The following is a 16593-nucleotide window of genomic DNA, read 5'->3' on the forward strand; positions in this document are numbered from 1 at the left end:
GCCGGATAGCCTTGGGTCATGCCCTCTCCGCACTGGTCCGCCCCGGTCGCCCATGCCCCGGTGGACGCCGCCGTCCCGCTGCCCGGGTCGAAGTCGATGACGAACCGGGCGCTGATCCTGGCCGCGCTCGCCGATGCGCCGTCCACGATCACCCGGCCGCTGCACAGCCGCGACACCGAGCTGATGGCGGACGCGCTCCGCGCGCTGGGCGCCGGCATCGGCGAGGACTTCGACGACTGGCAGGTCACCCCGGGCGAGCTTGCGGGCCCGGCGCGCGTGGACGTCGGCCTCGCCGGGACGGTCATGCGGTTCCTACCGCCCGTCGCGGCGCTGGCGTCCGGCGAGGTGGCGGTGGACGGCGACCCCCGCGCCCGGGAGCGTCCGATGGGCCCGATCATCACCGCGCTGCGGGCGCTCGGCGCGGACATCGACGACGGCGGGCGCGGCGCGCTCCCGTTCACCGTGCGCGGGACGGGTTCGGTGAACGGCGGGCAGGTCGTGATTGACGCGTCCGGGTCGTCGCAGCTGGTGTCGGGGCTGCTGCTGGCCGCGCCGCGCTTCGAGAAGGGCGTGGAGGTCAGGCACGAGGGGCCGCCGGTGCCGTCGGCGCCGCATCTGGCGATGACCGTCCAGATGCTGCGGGACGCGGGCGCGGCCGTCGAGACGGAGCAGAACGTGTGGCGGGTCGCGCCGGGCCCGCTGCGCGGCGGCGAACGGGCGATCGAGCCCGACCTGTCGAACGCGGCGCAGTTCCTCGGCGCGGCGCTCGTCACCGGCGGCCGCGTCACCGTGCCCGGCTGGCCCGCCGAGACGACCCAGCCCGGCGACGCGCTGCGCGACCTGCTCGCCCAGATGGGCGCGGAGGTCTCCCTCGGCCCGGACGGTCTCACCGTGCGCGGCACCGGCGCCTACCAGGGGCTGAACGCCGACCTGCACGAGGTCGGCGAGCTGACGCCCGTGCTGGCCGCCCTGGCCGCGCTGGCCGGCTCGCCGTCCAGGCTGACGGGCATCGCGCATCTGCGCGGCCACGAGACCGACCGGCTCGCGGCGCTGGTCACCGAGATCAACGGGCTGGGCGGCGACGCCCGCGAGCTGCCGGACGGCCTGGAGATCAACCCCCGCCCGCTGCACGGCGGCGTGTTCCACACCTACGACGACCACCGGATGGTGATGGCCGCGGCCGTGCTCGGATTGGCCGTTCCCGGCATCGAGGTGGAGAACCCGGGCACCGTGGGCAAGACTCTTCCGAACTTCACCGAGCTGTGGGCGTCCATGGCGGCGCCCGCCTGAGCATAGGGACCGGACCACTGGCACGACGAGTACAGGACTACGACGAGGACGACGTCCGGGTGCGGCCCGGGCGCCGCGGGTCGCGCCCGCGCACCCGGCGCCGTCCCGCGCACGAGGACGCCTCATCCGGGTTCGTCACCGCGGTGGACCGGGGCCGGTACCGCTGCCTCGTCGATCAGGGCACCGGCGACGAGCGCGGCGTCATCGCGATGCGCGCCCGCGAGCTGGGCCGCAAGGGCGTCGTCGTCGGCGACCGGGTCGCGCTGGTCGGGGACGTGTCCGGCGCGCCCGACACCCTCGCCCGCATCGTCCGGGTCGAGCCGCGGACGTCGTCGCTGCGCCGCACCGCCGACGACACCGACCCGTTCGAGCGGATCGTCGTCGCGAACGCCGACCAGCTCGTGATCGTGACCGCGCTCGCCGACCCCGAGCCCCGCCCCCGGATGATCGACCGGCAGCTCGTCGCCGCCTACGACGCCGGGATGGACCCGCTGCTCTGCCTCACCAAGGCCGACCTCGCGGGCGCCGCCGAGCTGGTCGCCGAGTACGCGCCGCTCGGCGTCCGCTACGTCGTGACGCAGCACGGCAGCGACCTGGACGGGCTGCGCGGCCACCTGTCCGGGCGGACGAGCGTGCTGGTCGGGCATTCGGGCGTCGGGAAGTCGACGCTGGTGAACGCGCTCGTCCCGGACGCGGAGCGGGCCGTCAGCGAGGTCAACGCGGTCACCGGGCGCGGGCGGCACACGTCCTCGTCGGCGATCGCGCTGGAGCTGCCCGGCGGGGACGGCTGGATCATCGACACCCCCGGCGTGCGGAGCTTCGGCCTCGCGCACGTCGACCCCGAGCACGTGATCAACGCGTTCGAGGACCTCGCGGACGGCGCCGCCGAACGCTGCCCCCCGCACTGCGACCACTTGCAGGAGAACTGCGGGCTCGACGGCTGGGTGGACGAGGGCCACGCCAGCCGCGCCCGCCTCGACTCCCTCCGCCGCCTCCTGGCGAGCCGCGAAGGCGACGCCGAATAAGCCCGGCATAGCGTGGCATAGGCCGCGACTCGACCGGCCGGCCTCGGTATCGTCGCCCCCATGGTCCAGACGATCGCAGCGCGCTACGAGCTGGTGGAGGTGCTCGGACGCGGCGGGATGGGCGCCGTGTGGCGGGCCCGCGACCGCACGCTCGACCGCGAGGTGGCGGTCAAGGAGGTGGCGCTGCCGCCGGGCCTGGACGAGGCGCAGGTCGAGCGGACCTACGCGCGCACGTTCCGGGAGGCGCGGTCCGCGGCGCGGCTGGACCATCCGGGCATCGTGACCGTGCATGACGTGGTCGAGGAGGACGGGCGGCCCTGGATCGTGATGCAGCTCGTCCGGGCCGAGAGCCTCGACAAGGTCATCGCGCGGGAGGGGCGGCTGCCGCCGGACCGCGTCGCCGCGATCGGCGTCGACCTGCTGGACGCGCTGAACGCCGCGCACGCCGCCGGGGTCGTGCACCGCGACGTCAAGCCCGGGAACGTGCTGCTGCCGCAGGGCCGGGCCGTGCTCACCGACTTCGGCATCGCGACCGTCGCCGGCGACGAGACCCTCACCCAGGCGGGCGCCATCGTCGGGTCGCCCGCCTACCTGGCGCCCGACCAGCCCGCCACCAGAAGGCGACGCCCGCGTCCGACCTGTGGTCGCTGGGCGCGACGCTGTACGCGGCCGTCGAGGGACGTCCCCCGTACAGGCGGCCGGACATGTGGGGCATGATGGCCGCCCTGCTGGCCGACGACCCGGATCCGCTCCAGCTCGCCGGGCCCCTGACGCCCGTCCTGCACGGCCTGCTCCGCAAGGACCCGGACCAGCGGATGAGCCCCGACGAGGCCGGACGGCTGCTCCGCCAGATCGCGCGGGGGCCCGCGCCCGCCCAGCCGCAGCCGCCGCTTCCCTACGCGCCGCCGCCCCACAACATGACGTTGCAGCCACCGCCCGCAGCGCCGACGGTCGAGTCCCCGTCGTGGCCGACGCAGCCGCCGGCGGGCGGTCCGCGCCCGCCACGGCGGCGGCGCCCGCCGTGGCCGCTGATCATCCCGGGCGGGATCTTCGCGGCGGCGCTGGCCGTCGCCGTCGTCGCGGTCGTGGTGTTCACCGGCAACGGCGACGAGCACGCCAACGACCCGCCGACCTCCTCGGCGGGGTCGTCGTCCTCACCGTCGGCGAAGGTCGCCGTGCCCTCCGGGTACCGCCTGTACCAGGGGTCGGCGTTCGTCGCGGCGGTCCCGCAGGGGTGGAAGGACGAGGGCTCCGGCGACGACGCGTCGTTCACCGACCAGGCTCCGGGGGTGCGGCGGGGCCTGGCGATCCAGCGCGTCTCGAACACCGACTTCGCCGACCCCGGGGACGGCCTCGTCGACGCCCTCGACCAGATGAAGAAGGACACCGCGGAGTATCCCGAGTTCAAGCAGGAAAGCATCAACCGGAAGGTCGCCTATCTGGGCGACCAGGCCGCCGAAGCCCAGTTCACCTTCACCAAGAACAACATCCCCGGCAGGGCCCGCGTCCGGGTCTTCAGGTTCGACGACGCCATCTACCAGGTCATCATCGTCGCCGGGCAGCAGCACTGGGACGGGGCCGTCCCGGTCTACGACACCTTCCTCAAGACGCTGCGAAGCAGCGCCTGACGCCATGGACAGGCGATGGGTGCTCAAGGCGACGCTCCTCGGGCCTCTGGCCGCCGCCGGGTGCTCCGGCGAGAAGCCGTCGCCGGACGACCGCCCCTCCCGGCGGCCGCGCCCGACCGGGCCCGCCGACTGGAACGCGCTCGAACGCGGCCTGGACGGGACGCTGATCCGGCCGTCCGACGCCTCCTACGCCCAGGCCCGGCGCCTCCACATTCCGCGCTTCGACCGCAGCGAGCCCGCAGGCATCGCGTACTGCGCGACGCCTCAGGACGTGTCCGAATGCATGGCGTTCGCGACGCTGCAGCGGATCCCGGTCGCCATGCGCTGCGGCGGCCACAGCTACGCGGGCTGGTCGACGGGCACGGGCCTGGTCATCGACGTCTCCCCCATGGACACGGTGAAGCGCGACGGCGGCACCGCCGTCGTCGGCGCTGGGACGCGGCTGATCGACATGTACGCGGGGCTCGCCGAGCATGGCGTGGGCGTCCCGGCGGGGAGCTGCCCGACGGTCGGCGTGGCGGGGCTGACGCTGGGCGGCGGGATCGGCGTGACGTCCCGCGCGTACGGGCTGTCCTGCGACGCCTTGACGTCGATCCAGGTCGTCACCGCCGACGGGCGCCTCCTGACCTGCGACGGCGAGCAGAACCCCGACCTGTTCTGGGCCTGCCGGGGCGGGGGCGGCGGCAACTTCGGCGCCGCGGTCTCGTTCACGTTCCGCACGCACGAGATCGCCGAGGTCACCCCGTTCAGCGTGCGCTGGGCCTGGGCGGACGCGGCCGCCGTGTTCCGCGGCTGGCAGCGCTGGGCGCCGTCCGCGCCCGACGAGGTCTGGACGAGCCTGCGCCTCGACACGCGGCCCGACCAGGCGACCCCGAGCGTCGAGGTCATCGGCGTCGCGCTCGCCGACGCCAGCGCCCCCATGAAGGCGCTGACGGCCGCGGCGGGCGCCGACCCGATCTCGTCCACCGCCCAGAGCAGCCCCTACCTGGACGCCATGAAATTCATGGGCGGATGCGCGGGGCAGACCGTCGAGCAATGCCACACCCAAGGCACCTTGCCCGGCCAGCGCCCCAACGGCACCTTCCCCAGAACCAACTACGCCGGTAAATCACACATCGCCTACAAGCCCTTGCCCGACACCGCCATCGACGCTCTCCTGAACCGCTTCGAGACAGGCAACGACGTCCAGAACCGCTCCGTCCTGCTGGACGCCTTAGGCGGCGCGATAGGCCGCCTAGGCCCGGGCGACACCGCCTTCCCGCACCGGAAGGCTCTGTTCTGCGTCCAGTACCTGGCACCCGACAACGCCTGGCTTCGCGCGACGCATGCGGCGATGGAGCCGTCCATGGGCGGCACCGCCTACGTGAACTACATCGACCCGGATCTCAAGGGCTGGGCGACCGCCTACTACGGCCCCAACCTGGACCGCCTCAGAAAGGTCAAGGCCGCGCACGACCCCGAGGGCCTGCTCCGCTTCCCACAGGCGCTCTAGCGCGCCCGCCCTAGCCCGCCGACGGCTCCTCGAACAGGCTGCGCGCCCTGGCCTCGGCCTCGTTCAGCGCCTTGACGTGCTCGGGCGCGAGCTCCTCCACGCAGCGGGTCATCTCCTCGGTGACGCGGCTGAACGCGCTCTCCTCCGCGCCGCGCAGCGCGGCCCGGACGCTCGCGGAGCGGGCGCCGAGCGCGGCCCATTCCAGCTCCAGCCGCGCGACGGCCTCGTCGAACGCGCGGGCGGCCTCGGCTCCGGCGTCCTTCAGCTCGTCCGGGACCGGTCCGCGCCCCGCCTTGCGGGCCCGGCCGGACAGCGTCGAGATGCGGCCCGCGAGCGCCAGCCCCTCCCGGGCCAGCGGCAGCACGTCGTGGATCAGGTCGGTGACCGCCTTCGCCAGCTCCTCGACCTGCGTCAGCAGCGTCTGCGTCGCGTCCTCAAGCGCGGTGGACGTGCGTTCGGCGACCCGTTCGGCGACGTCCTGCTGCTGCTTGGACAGCACCGGGACGATGTCACGGTCCAGCTTGCGGCGCACCTCGCGCTCCCGCGCCTTGCGCTCGCCCGGCTCGCCGGGCCCGGTCCGCTCGGCCCAGTCGGCCACGACGCGTTCGATGCGCTCCGTCCCGGACGCGGCGATCTCCGCCGTGATCTCCTCCATGGCCTCGCCGACCCGGGCCTTCAGCCGCTCCACGCGCCCGTAGAGGGCCTCGCGCTTGAACGGCTCGTTGAGCTCGTTGAGCTGCGCCTGGAGGCGGCGGGACACGTCGATCGCGTGCTCGGCCAGCGGGACGAGGCGGTCGGCGAGCTCGTCGAGCGTCCCGGCCCGGCGCGGGTCGGTCAGCTCGGCCACCCATGCGGGAAGGTCGTGCACCATGCGCCCACTCTGCCATCACCGGCCCGGCGATACCCCCGATAACCCCACGGCGCGCCCCACCGGGACGACCGAAAAGCCGGAACGGCCGGGTAAGTGTGTCTGGACCAGACGTGATCAGGGTAGCGTTGCACGCCGTGGCGGGCTATTCCGATGACCTGCGTCTCGCGCATGTGCTGGCGGACGGGGCCGACGACATCACGACCAGGCGTTTCCGTGCCCTCGATCTCGACATCGAGACCAAGCCGGACCTGACGCCGGTCAGCGACGCCGACCGCAGCGTGGAGGAGCAGATCCGCGGCACGCTGAAGCGGGCCCGCCCGCGCGACGCGGTGCTCGGCGAGGAGTTCGGCCGGACCGGATTCGGGAACCGCTGCTGGATCATCGACCCGATCGACGCGACGAAGAACTTCGTCCGGGGCGTCCCGGTTTGGGCGACGCTGATCGCGCTGATGGAGAACGACGAGATCGTCGTCGGGGTCGTGTCCGCGCCCGCGCTGCAGCGGCGCTGGTGGGCGGCGCGCGGCGGCGGCGCCTGGACGGGCCGCAGCCTGACCCGCGCGACCCGGATGACCGTGTCGTCGGTGACGGCGATGGAGGACGCGTCCCTGTCGTTCTCCAGCCTCAGCGGCTGGGAGGAGCAGGGCCGCCTCACCCGGTTCATCGAGCTGACCCGCGAGGTGTGGCGGACGCGGGCGTTCGGCGACTTCTGGTCGCACATGATGGTCGCCGAGGGCGCGATCGACATCTCCGCCGAGCCGGAGGTGTCGCTGTGGGACCTCGCCGCGCTCCAGGTCATCGTGGAGGAGGCCGGCGGGATGTTCACCGACCTGTCCGGCGTGCCGGGCCCGGACGGCGGCAGCGTCGTCTGCACGAACGGCAAGCTGCACGCGGAGGTCCTGCGCACGCTCGGCGGCGGCCAGCTCTCCCTGCGCATCTGACCGCCCCGGCTTCCGGGAGTCCCTGGTGAGATCATTGTTCCATCGGACGGACTCGCGACATATCGTGGAACAGCGGCCGCCGGGCGGCCGTTGTCCATAGGGGCGGCCCGTTAACGGAGGTACCAGATGTCGACCCAGACAAAGTTCGTGATCGGCGGCGTCGTCGTCGGGCTGCTGACCCTGTTCATCTTCCCCTGGTGGCTGACCACGCTGATCATCCTCGGCGTCCTCGGGGCACCGGTCGTCGGCTACCTGATGCTGGACCCGTCCCAGCGCAAGCGGGTGCGCGCCCAGGGCCGCAAGCGCCTGGGGAGCTGAGCCCTCCGGACAGGGGTCAGTCCCAGAGCTTGCGCTCGTCGCCGAGCGGGTCGTGGACGACGCCGTCTTCCCGGGCGCCGAACACCCGCACCGCGCGGCCGGACGGCTCGAACCGCGCCCAGCCGGGGTCGCCGCCGGCGGCGAAGGCGACCCACGCGCGGTGCATCCGGTCGGCGAGCTCCTGCGGCGGGTTCGGCCCGGCGAGGCCCTCGGGATCGCCGGTGAGGTTGTCGAACACGAAGCCGAGCTCCAGCGCGTGGCAGGCGCCGACGTCGAAGGTCGGCGACCGCCACGCGAACTCGTACATCCAGGTCCGCCCGCCGGCGGCGGCGTGCCCGGTGGCGGCGCGGTCGGCCGGGACGCGGAACATGCCGTCGGTGAGGATCGCCGCCATCAGCTCGCCGGGCGTCATCCCGGGACGGCGGTCGCGGTAGGCGGCGGGCACTCCCGGCGGGAGGCTCATGCCCGCCGCGACGAGACCGATCAGCTCCTCGGTGACCGCCCCGGCGAGCCCGGACGGCATCAGGAAGAACCGGAACTCCTCGGACGTGCAGCCCATGAGCAGGTCGACGTCGCGTCCGGCGCCGTCGGCGATGGCGTCCTCGGGGCGGCGGCGCAGCAGCTCGCCGTCCAGGACCGGGGTGAGCGACATGGCGGAGGCGGCCGTGGTCGGGCCCCACCGGGCGGGGTCGGGCAGCGCGAGGACCTCGGCGGCGACCTCCGCCTGGACGGGGATGATCGCGGCCGGGTCGAGCGCCGCGAACCCCTCGGCGGTGGGCTCCACGCCGAGCCGGGCGGCCATCTCCCGGGTGACGAGGAGGGCGTCGTCCGGGTCCTGCGCGACGGCGCCCGCGCCGCTCTGCGCGATCGCGCGGCCGAAGAGCCCGAGGTCGAGGGAGAGCAGGGTGGTGACGCTCATCGCGCCCGCCGACTCACCGAACACGGTCACGCGGCCGGGGTCGCCGCCGAAGGCCGCGATGTTGGCGTTGACCCACTCCAGCGCGGCGATCTGGTCGAGCAGCCCCCGGTTCGCGGGGGCGCCGGGCAAGTTGGCGAAGCCCTCGACGCCGAGCCGGTAGTTGATCGTCACGCAGACGACGCCGTCCCGGGCGAAGTTGCGGCCGTCGTAGACGGGCAGCGCGCCCGACCCGTTGCGGAACGCGCCGCCGTGGATCCACACCATGACCGGCAGCCCGGAGCCGCCGGGCGTCCAGACGTTCAGGTTGAGGCAGCCGTCGCCGGGGATGTCCGGGTCGTCCAGGAGCCGGGTGTAGGGCGGCAGGTAGCCGGGCTTGGGCGCGGTCGGCCCGTACTCGACGGCGTCGCGCACCCCGTCCCAGGGCTCCGGCGGGCGCGGCGCCCGGAACCGGTTCTCCCCGAACGGCGGCGCCGCGTAGGGAATGCCGAGGAACGCGCTGACGCCGTCTCGCGTCGTCCCGCGAACCTTCCCGTAAGCCGTCTGAACGACCGGTCCCCGTCGCATAGCGTCCCCCGCTTTTAGAACGAAGTTCGACCAAGGGAGAGCCTACGGGACGCGAATGCGGCCGGGCACGCCGGCTAGGCGCGGATGCGGGCGTCGTAGGCCTTGCGGGCGTCCGCGTCGAAGTCGAGGAAGATCCGGTCGAGCCCGTAGCGGCGCGCCATGGCCCGCTTGACCCGTTCCGGGAGCAGCGCGCCGATCTTGACCTGCCGGGCGAGCTTCGCCGGGATGACGGCCTGCGGGCGCGGGCGCCCGACCAGCGCCACGACGGCGGCGGCGATGTCCTCGGGCTCGCAGTTCCGCTGCCCCTTGGGATTGCGCATCCCCGAGACCAGCTCGGTGTTGGTGAACGTCGGCAGAACGGCGCTGACGTGCACGCCCCGCTCCTGCACCTCCAGCCGGGTCGCCTCGGTGAACGCGACGACGGCGGCCTTGCTGGCGTTGTAGAGCGCCAGGCCGGGCATGTACGTGAGGCCGGCCAGCGACGCGATGTTGATCACGTGCCCGCGGCCGCGCGGCAGCATCCGGCCGAGGGCGAGCTTGGTGCCGAGCATCACGCCGTGCACGTTGATGTCGAGGCAGCGGCGGGCGTCGGCGTCGCTCTCGCCCGTGACCGGCCCGATCGGCATGATCCCGGCGTTGTTGATCACCACATCGAGCGGCCCGGCGGCCTCCTCGGCCCGGTCGAGGAACGCGGTGAACGACGCGCGGGACGTGACGTCCACGACGAGCCCGGTCACGCCCAGCTCCTCCGCCGCCTCCGTGACCGCCGCCTCGTCGATGTCGCCGATGACGACGGTGGCGCCCTTGGCCTTCAGGACGCGGGCGGTGGCGAGACCGATGCCCCGCGCGGCCCCGGTGATCGCGACGGCTTTGCTCATGGGCTCTGCTCCAGACGGTCGAGGCGGACGGGAAGGCCGTCCTTCGGCGACGGCAGGGACGTGGTGTCGAGGGGCATCTCGTAGCGCCCCGGGACGCTCCAGCGGTACCTCAGCAGCACCTGGTGCAGGATCGACTTCACCTGCATCCCGGCGAAGTACATCCCGATGCACTTGTGCGCGCCGCCGCCGAACGGCGACCACGCGTACTTGTGGATCTTGTCCTCGCGGCGCTCCGGCGCAAAGCGCCCCGGGTCGAACGCGTCCGGGTCCGGCCACCAGTCGGCCATGCGGTGGTTGCTGAGCATCGGCACGACGACGATCGTCCCGGCGGGGATGTGGAAGCCGAGGATCGAGGTGTCCTTGACGACCTTGCGCGGCAGCGCCGGGACGGGCGCGATCAGCCGCAGCGACTCCTTCATCACCATGTCCATGCCGGTGAGGGCGTCGAGGTCCGCGTAGTCGAGTTCGGTCTTGCCGAGCGCGAGGGACTCGTCCCGGAGCCGCTCCTGCCATTCGGGGAACTTGGCGAGGTAGTAGGCCATCGACGTCAGCGTGATGGTCGTCGTGTCGTGCGCGGCCATCAGCGCGAAGATCATGTGGTTGACGACGTCCTCGTCGGTGAACCGCGCCCCGTCGTCGGACTCCGCCGCGCACAGGGCGGCGAACAAATCGCCGGCGCCGGAGGCGCCACGGGGGGTGTGGGGGGTCGTCCCCCCTCGAAGGGTCTCGTCGCCGCCGTCGCGGCGCTTGGCGGGCAGGTGCCGGTAGAAGAACTCCTCCAGCACCTTGCGGGCCTGCAGCCCGCGGTGCCAGCGCAGCCCGGGGACGGGGAAGCGCACGTACGCCGTACCGGCCCGGACGGCGTCGATGAACGCGCCGTTGACCCGCGCGCGCTCTGCGTCCCCCAGCTCGACGCCCATGAACACGTCCGCGGCGAGGTCGAGCGTGAGCTGCTTGACGTGGTCGTACACCGTGAACTCGGCGCCGGGCCGCCACGCCTCGACGCCCTTGACGATGCCGGGCGCCATCGCGTCCATGTAGGCGCGCAGGCGCGGCCGGGTGAACGCCTGCTGCATGATGCGCCGGTGATGCAGATGCTCCTCGAAGTCCAGGAGCATGATGCCGCGGTTGAAGAACGGCCCGATGTAGTAGCTCCACGCGGGCCCGCTCGCGAACGCCTTGTCGCGGTTGACCAGGATGACCTCGGCGCCCTCCGGGCCGTGGACGGTGACCGTCCGCTGCCCGAGCAGCCATCCCCAGGACACCTGCCCGTGCTCGGCGTACCGTTTCCGGGCCGTCCCGATCGGATTGCGCATCACGGCGATCGTGCTGCCGATGTAGGGGATGCCTCCCACCCCGGGAACCGCTTTCAGCCCGCTGCCCGCCGGCGGCGGCGCGAGGACGCTCGTCATGACCCCTCCGGACGCGTGCGACAGATGACGGTGACCGTCGCTTCGTTCTAACGCAGCCAAGACCAGTAAGTCCAGACTTATCGCTCGTGAGTTGTGACTCCCCGGTCACCGCGCCTCGCGGGCGGCCGGCGCCTTGAGCAGCCGCCGCCGGGCCGCGTCCGTCAGCGGCCGGTAGGCGCCCGCCTTGTCCCGGTAGTACGCCATGCCCTCACCGGCGGGAGGGACGCCCTCGTCCCGCAGCGGCGCCGTCCGCAGCCGTCCCCCGGCCGTGACGGGCACCTCGTCCACCACCCGCACGATCGCGGGCCGCAGCCCCGGCTCGACCCGCAGCAGCGCCTCCGAAAGATCCACGGGCTTCAGCTCGGCGACGCCCCGCAGGCTGACCGCGGCCGCCGCGAGCTCGGACTCCCCCACCGGAATGCCGTAAACGGCGACGGTGTCGACGAACGGCAGGTCGCCGAGCGCATCCCGGATAGGGCCGGGCGGGACGATCCCCTCCCCCGTCCGGATCAGCTCGGCCTCCCGTCCCACCAGCCAGAAGTCGCCGGCACCGTCCCGGCGGAACAGGTCCCCGGTGATCGTCCAGGCGTCCTCGGGCGCGAACACGCCCCGCACGCACCGCCCTGCCGTCCCGACGGCGGAGAGCCGCACCCGCGCGAGCAGCATCCCGATTTCGCCGGGCTCGCACTCGATCGCGAAGCCGTCGGCCCCCAGGTCCAGGCGCCCGTTCTCCAGGTCGTAGCGGGCGAGGCGGACCTCGGCGCTGCCGGGCAGCGGCCGTCCCAGCGACCCGGGCTTCTTGCCGCTCAGGTTGACCAGGACCGACTCGCCCTCCGTGGACGCGTAGAACTCCAGCACCCGCGCCGGCGCGAACCGCTCCTCGACCCGCCGCCACAGCCCGCGCGGCATGCCCGACCCGATGAACAGCCGCACCGCGTGATGCCGCTCCGCCGGATCAGGCGGCGCCTCCACAAGATCACGCAGGAGCATCCAGGTATAGGAAGCCACGGTCACGCCGTACCGGCGGGCCTCGTCCCAGAAGGTCTCCGGATCATAGGCACTGGCAAGCGCCAGCCGGGCACCCCCCGCGACGGCACCGCCAAGGCTCATCAACAGCGCGGACGGATGCTGAAGCGGCGTGATGCTGTACACGGTGTCGGACGGCGACAGGGAGGCGGACGACGCCGTCCCGAACGCCGACAGCGCCCACCGCCGGTTGGTGATCCGGTGGGCGCGGAGCAGCTCGCCCTCACCCCTGAACACGACGAACGCGAGATCGCCGGCCCGCCCCGGGTTGGCCCGGAACCACCCCGGCACGGCAACGGCCTCCGGATCGATCGCCTCCATGTCCATGAGCGACCCGCGCTCACCACGCCCGGCACCGCCCAGCAGATGCGTCTCGACGCCCTCCAGCCCCTCCACCTGCGCCGCGTGCTCCGGATCGGCGATCACACGGCTCACCCGGCCCAGCCGCACCTCCGCGGCGAGATCCCCATCCGGGCGCAGCAGCACCGCCACCGCACCCAGCCGGCTCAACGCGGCCACGAGCGCGAGCGCCGTGGGCCGCGTCCTCATCAGCACGCCAACGGAGTCACCCCGCCGCACCCCAACCTGGATCAGCCCACGAACAACGGCATCGACACGCCTCTTGGCAGCCTCATGCGTGTAAGGCCGCCCCTTGTACAGGAAGAACACCTCATCAGGCATCCGGCGGGCCTGCTCGTCCAGGAGCAGCCCCATGGACATGCGCGTGTCCGACTGGATGCGCTCCAGCCGCGCCAGCCGGGGAAGGTTCTGTGCAGCCTCACCCCCGAGCTGCCGCGTCCCATGAACCGCCCGCGAGACCGTCCGGTAGGCGGACCGCGCCACGCTCCCGCCCACACCCACCGCAAGCTGAAGCCCGTACCCGGCCGAACCCCCAGGAAGACCGGCAGGCGCGGCCTCCTCATCTCCCGCGACGGGCGCGACGATGTCCGGCAGGAGGCCCTCCCCCGCACGCCACTTCGCCCACCCGGCCACGGCGGGCCAGGTCCGCGCGATCGCGAGGCTCCCGACCACGAGCCCGAAATGCCCGGCGCGCAGGGACGCCTCGTACACCTGGGCGCGCGGCGCGGCCCGCCGGATCCCGCGGACCATCGGCGGCGGCGCGATCTCGTCGACCTCCCCGACGAACGTCAGCACCGGGCAGGTGATGTCGGCGAGCGTGACGAGCCGGTCGCCGATGACGAACCCGCCGGTGAGCATCCGGTTGTGCTGGACGAACTGCCGGACGAACTCCGCCAGCGCGGGCCCGGGCCACGACACCCAGCCCTCCCGCTCCAGGAACCGCCGCTGCCGCTCCCGGGGCGCGAGCCGCTCCCGGTCATGCAGCTGCAGGATGAAATCGACCCGCGACCGCACCGACTTCACCGGACTCAGCAGCTGGAACCCGAACCGCGTGACCCACCCCGGGACCGCGAACCCGCCGAGCACCCAGTCAGGGACCCGTCCAACCCCTTCGGACGCGAGCCACGCGGGCAGCCCGAACGGCAACGCGACACTCGTGTCGGTCGGGCTCCCGAACGTCACCACCGACTCGATGCCGTCACTGCGCCGGTACGCCGCCGCCTGGTAGACGAACATCCCGCCCTGCGAATACCCGGCGAGATGAACGTCCCGCCCGGTGACCTTCCGGACCCGATCCACCGCATCACTAACGGCCAGCACGTGATCGGTGATGGTCCGCTCAAGGCCCCCGGGCTCCCGCTCGGGCGCCCCGAAGTCGACGACCCAGGGATCGACCCCGGCCTCCCGCAGCACCCGGACGGCGCTGACCCGCGAGGAGATGTCGTACACCTCCGCGGTGATCATCAGCGGCGGGACGAGCAGCATCACCGGCCCGCCCCCGCCGTCCGGGAAGTAGTGCCGCAGCCGGTACACCCGCTGCTCGGTCACCACCTCGCGGGGCGAGGCGTCCTCGTCGGTGTCGAACCCGCCGAACCGGGCGACCTCCAAGGCGTTCTGGGCGGTGGACCCCAGGCGGGCGCCCAGTCGGAACAGCGTCTTCGCAACAGCCGGCATCGTCGACCTCTCACAGCCTCAACGGCCATGGTGTCCTGTGGTCACGATCTTTAGCAATCAGGGGACGACGCGGGCCCCGTCCATCTCCCCGGCGAGCAGCCGCTCCCACATGTACCTGCGCCGCGGCTTGCCGCTGGACGTCCGCTGGATCAGCCCGGTGCCCACCACGATCGTCAGCTCGACGTCGCCGCCGAGCCTGCGGCGCAGCATCTCGCGGATGTCGCCCGTCCACGACTCGTCCTGCGTCTCGGCGAAGAGCGCGAGCCCCTTGCGCCCCGCGCCCGGCACGCCGACCACCACGATGCGCCCCTTCCCGAGCCCGCTGGCCTCGGCGATCTTCGCCTCCAGGTCCTCGACGTACACCGACCGCCCGCGGACCTTGATGCTGTCGCCCATCCGCCCGAGAACGAACAGCTGCCCGGCGTGGAAGAACCCGGCGTCCCCGGTGAAGACCTGCCCGTCCAGGAACCGGGTCGACTTCCCCTCGGCCCCCGCGTAGTAGCCAGGGCAAGCCGAAGGACCCCCCACCACGATCTCCCCGAGCAGCCCTTCCCCGAGTTCCCGCCCGTCATCGTCCATGATCGCCACGGGCACACCGGCCTCCGGCGTGCCGCACCCGACGACCCATCCGGCCTTCGCGCCGAGCGACTCGGCCCCGAGCGTGTGCGACTCCAGAATCCGGATGGGCTCCCCGAACGCGAGCGCCTCGGGATCGGGCCGCACCGCCAGCGGATCGCGGCGCTCCGCGTCCATCGTGACGAGCAGGGTCGTCTCCGCCATCCCGTACGCGGGCTTGAACGCGGCGCGCGAGAACCCGAACGGCTCCACGAGCTGCGCGAACACCTCCAGCGCATGCGGGTCGATGGGCTCGGCGCCGACGATCGCCGTCCGCCACCCGGACAGATCGACCCCCTCCAGCTGCTCCGGCTTGACCCGCCGGGCGCAGTACGAATACGCGAACGGCGGAGCCGCGGTGTGCGCGGCCTCCGCGAAACACCGGAGCCACCTCGCGGGGTCGCGGATGAAGTGATCGGGCCGCATCAGCCGCAGCGAGGCCTGCCGCGCGATCGGCGTCAGGAAGCAGCCGATCAGCCCCATGTCGTGGTACAGCGGCAGCCAGGAAGCAACGGAGTCGTCCGCGGCGAACCCGGCGGCCCGAGAAATCAGCTCGGTATTGGCCTCCAGGTTCTCCCAGGTGACCATCACCCCCCGAGGCGCACCGCTGGACCCGGACGTGAACTGCAGCAGGGCCAGCTCCCCGGCGGGCTGCACCGCCGCCGCCTCACCGGCCTGCCGCGGCTGCCAGGGCTCCCCGCTCAGCCCGGCCTGCCCCATGGCGCGCGCCGCGTACTCGTTCAGGTCCTTGGACGCGATGACCAGCGCGGGCGCCGCCTGCCGCAGGATCGCCGCGACGTGCGCGACGTAGTCGTCCCCGTCCTGGAACAGCGGCGGCGTGATCAGACAAACAGTCGCCCCAGCGGCCCACACCGCGTAGTAAGTCTCGATACAAACGAAGTCGGTGGGCAGGATGACGCAGACGACATCACCGGGCCGCACGCCTTCCTCGATCAGCGCCCCGGCCGTGCGTCGCGCGGCGGACGCCAGTTCCCCATAGCTCCGGTACTCCCAGTCGTCGTCGGTAGCCAGGTGGACGCCGCGTCCGGTGTTCGGCTCGTCCAGCCAGTCGCGCAGCGCAGATGCCATCCGTGTCCCTTTCACCCGACGTGACCCGCCGGTAACTTCATCAGGACGCCGCGCCACAGTCAACCGCGCCGATCAGCAAAGAGACCGCCCGGTCATTTGGAGACGTCCCACAAGGCCGCCACCCCGCGCCACCCGAGCAGCACCACTCCCAGGAAGACGGAAGCCACCCCCACGAACACGATCGCAGTCCCCTGCCCGGCGACCCCCCCGCAACACCATCCCCACCCCCACGGTGGTCACCCAGACGACCACCCCAACGGGAAAGACCACCTCGACCCGCCGCCGCCAAGCCCGACTGAGACCCCACCCACCTGCAAGCCCAACAAGAAACGGCCAAGCCGCCCCAACAAACCCGACGAACCCACCACTTTCATCATGAGTAGCCCGCCCAACCAAAACAAACAAAAGAACCCCAACAACATCAGCCCCGAACCCAACACCAGATCGCATGGACAAACCCTAGACAGAAGCGAAGGGGGGCCAGGGGCGAAGCC

Annotated in this window: 14 protein-coding genes; 7 read left to right on the forward strand and 7 right to left on the reverse strand. The window is 72.7% G+C overall.

The features are described 5' to 3' along the window. Nucleotides 1-18: 18 nt before the first annotated feature. From aroA to ACH34S_RS37325, 5 genes are read left to right on the forward strand one after another with little or no spacing between them, the layout of a single operon-like run. Nucleotides 19-1290 (forward strand): 3-phosphoshikimate 1-carboxyvinyltransferase, encoded by a 1272-nt coding sequence (gene aroA, locus ACH34S_RS37305; protein WP_395957616.1) that lies wholly within the window; start codon nucleotides 19-21, stop codon nucleotides 1288-1290. A gap of 17 nt (nucleotides 1291-1307) precedes the next feature. Beyond that, nucleotides 1308-2315, forward strand: a complete 1008-nt coding sequence (rsgA, locus tag ACH34S_RS37310) for a ribosome small subunit-dependent GTPase A (RefSeq protein ID WP_395957634.1) — start codon at nucleotides 1308-1310, stop codon at nucleotides 2313-2315. Nucleotides 2316-2375: 60 nt separating this feature from the next. Then, nucleotides 2376-3032 carry a serine/threonine-protein kinase gene (locus tag ACH34S_RS37315; protein WP_395957617.1) on the forward strand — a complete coding sequence of 219 codons (657 nt, stop codon included), beginning with the start codon at nucleotides 2376-2378 and terminating at the stop codon, nucleotides 3030-3032. Continuing rightward, complete coding sequence (locus ACH34S_RS37320) at nucleotides 3020-3943, forward strand: hypothetical protein (RefSeq protein WP_395957618.1); 924 nt, start codon at nucleotides 3020-3022, stop codon at nucleotides 3941-3943. The genes ACH34S_RS37315 and ACH34S_RS37320 overlap by 13 nt, the downstream gene beginning before the upstream one ends. Before the next feature lie 4 nt (nucleotides 3944-3947). Further along, nucleotides 3948-5435, forward strand: a complete 1488-nt coding sequence (locus ACH34S_RS37325; RefSeq protein ID WP_395957619.1) for an FAD-binding oxidoreductase — start codon at nucleotides 3948-3950, stop codon at nucleotides 5433-5435. Nucleotides 5436-5445: 10 nt separating this feature from the next. On the opposite strand, the gene ACH34S_RS37330 is transcribed toward ACH34S_RS37325, so the two are convergent. Next, the gene (locus ACH34S_RS37330) at nucleotides 5446-6306 is read right to left on the reverse strand and encodes a hypothetical protein (protein WP_395957620.1); all 861 of its coding nucleotides are present in this window, start codon (nucleotides 6304-6306) and stop codon (nucleotides 5446-5448) included. 134 nt (nucleotides 6307-6440) lie between these two features. Here ACH34S_RS37330 and hisN point away from each other — a divergent pair, with 134 nt between their 5' ends. Further along, a complete protein-coding gene (gene hisN / locus ACH34S_RS37335; RefSeq protein WP_395957621.1) occupies nucleotides 6441-7244 on the forward strand; it encodes a histidinol-phosphatase in 804 nt (267 codons plus the stop codon). Between the two features lie 126 nt (nucleotides 7245-7370). Continuing rightward, on the forward strand, nucleotides 7371-7562 hold the full coding sequence (locus ACH34S_RS37340) for a hypothetical protein (protein WP_132175183.1): 192 nt from the start codon (nucleotides 7371-7373) through the stop codon (nucleotides 7560-7562). A 16-nt stretch (nucleotides 7563-7578) separates the two neighbouring features. On the opposite strand, the gene ACH34S_RS37345 is transcribed toward ACH34S_RS37340, so the two are convergent. The 6 genes from ACH34S_RS37345 to ACH34S_RS37370 all read right to left on the reverse strand — a co-directional run bounded on the left by ACH34S_RS37345 (nucleotide 7579) and on the right by ACH34S_RS37370 (nucleotide 16549). Beyond that, nucleotides 7579-9045 (reverse strand): carboxylesterase/lipase family protein, encoded by a 1467-nt coding sequence (locus tag ACH34S_RS37345; RefSeq protein WP_395957622.1) that lies wholly within the window; start codon nucleotides 9043-9045, stop codon nucleotides 7579-7581. 74 nt (nucleotides 9046-9119) lie between these two features. Beyond that, nucleotides 9120-9923, reverse strand: a complete 804-nt coding sequence (locus tag ACH34S_RS37350) for an SDR family oxidoreductase (protein ID WP_395957623.1) — start codon at nucleotides 9921-9923, stop codon at nucleotides 9120-9122. After that, the gene (locus tag ACH34S_RS37355; RefSeq protein WP_395957624.1) at nucleotides 9920-11335 is read right to left on the reverse strand and encodes a cytochrome P450; all 1416 of its coding nucleotides are present in this window, start codon (nucleotides 11333-11335) and stop codon (nucleotides 9920-9922) included. The genes ACH34S_RS37350 and ACH34S_RS37355 overlap by 4 nt, the downstream gene beginning before the upstream one ends. 105 nt (nucleotides 11336-11440) lie before the next feature. Further along, a complete protein-coding gene (locus ACH34S_RS37360; RefSeq protein WP_395957625.1) occupies nucleotides 11441-14395 on the reverse strand; it encodes an AMP-binding protein in 2955 nt (984 codons plus the stop codon). Between the two features lie 57 nt (nucleotides 14396-14452). Then, entirely contained in the window at nucleotides 14453-16099 is a 1647-nt protein-coding gene (locus tag ACH34S_RS37365; RefSeq protein ID WP_395957626.1) for an AMP-binding protein, read from the reverse strand. Between the two features lie 72 nt (nucleotides 16100-16171). Then, complete coding sequence (locus ACH34S_RS37370; protein ID WP_395957627.1) at nucleotides 16172-16549, reverse strand: DUF3054 family protein; 378 nt, start codon at nucleotides 16547-16549, stop codon at nucleotides 16172-16174. Nucleotides 16550-16593 lie beyond the last annotated feature (44 nt).

Origin of the sequence: Actinomadura sp. 3N508, assembly GCF_044326375.1 — a bacterium.
GTDB lineage: Bacteria > Actinomycetota > Actinomycetes > Streptosporangiales > Streptosporangiaceae > Spirillospora.

What these genes read in the sequence shown, in the direction of transcription:
- aroA (WP_395957616.1), top strand. Translation starts at nt 19, where the DNA reads ATGCCCTCTCCGCACTGGTCCGCCCCGGTCGCCCATGCCCCGGTGGAC.
- ACH34S_RS37315 (WP_395957617.1), top strand. Translation starts at nt 2,376, where the DNA reads ATGGTCCAGACGATCGCAGCGCGCTACGAGCTGGTGGAGGTGCTCGGA.
- ACH34S_RS37320 (WP_395957618.1), top strand. Translation starts at nt 3,020, where the DNA reads ATGTGGGGCATGATGGCCGCCCTGCTGGCCGACGACCCGGATCCGCTC.
- ACH34S_RS37325 (WP_395957619.1), top strand. Translation starts at nt 3,948, where the DNA reads ATGGACAGGCGATGGGTGCTCAAGGCGACGCTCCTCGGGCCTCTGGCC.
- ACH34S_RS37330 (WP_395957620.1), bottom strand. Translation starts at nt 6,306, where the DNA reads ATGGTGCACGACCTTCCCGCATGGGTGGCCGAGCTGACCGACCCGCGC.
- ACH34S_RS37340 (WP_132175183.1), top strand. Translation starts at nt 7,371, where the DNA reads ATGTCGACCCAGACAAAGTTCGTGATCGGCGGCGTCGTCGTCGGGCTG.
- ACH34S_RS37345 (WP_395957622.1), bottom strand. Translation starts at nt 9,045, where the DNA reads ATGCGACGGGGACCGGTCGTTCAGACGGCTTACGGGAAGGTTCGCGGG.
- ACH34S_RS37350 (WP_395957623.1), bottom strand. Translation starts at nt 9,923, where the DNA reads ATGAGCAAAGCCGTCGCGATCACCGGGGCCGCGCGGGGCATCGGTCTC.
- ACH34S_RS37355 (WP_395957624.1), bottom strand. Translation starts at nt 11,335, where the DNA reads ATGACGAGCGTCCTCGCGCCGCCGCCGGCGGGCAGCGGGCTGAAAGCG.
- ACH34S_RS37360 (WP_395957625.1), bottom strand. Translation starts at nt 14,395, where the DNA reads ATGCCGGCTGTTGCGAAGACGCTGTTCCGACTGGGCGCCCGCCTGGGG.
- ACH34S_RS37365 (WP_395957626.1), bottom strand. Translation starts at nt 16,099, where the DNA reads ATGGCATCTGCGCTGCGCGACTGGCTGGACGAGCCGAACACCGGACGC.
- ACH34S_RS37370 (WP_395957627.1), bottom strand. Translation starts at nt 16,549, where the DNA reads ATGCGATCTGGTGTTGGGTTCGGGGCTGATGTTGTTGGGGTTCTTTTG.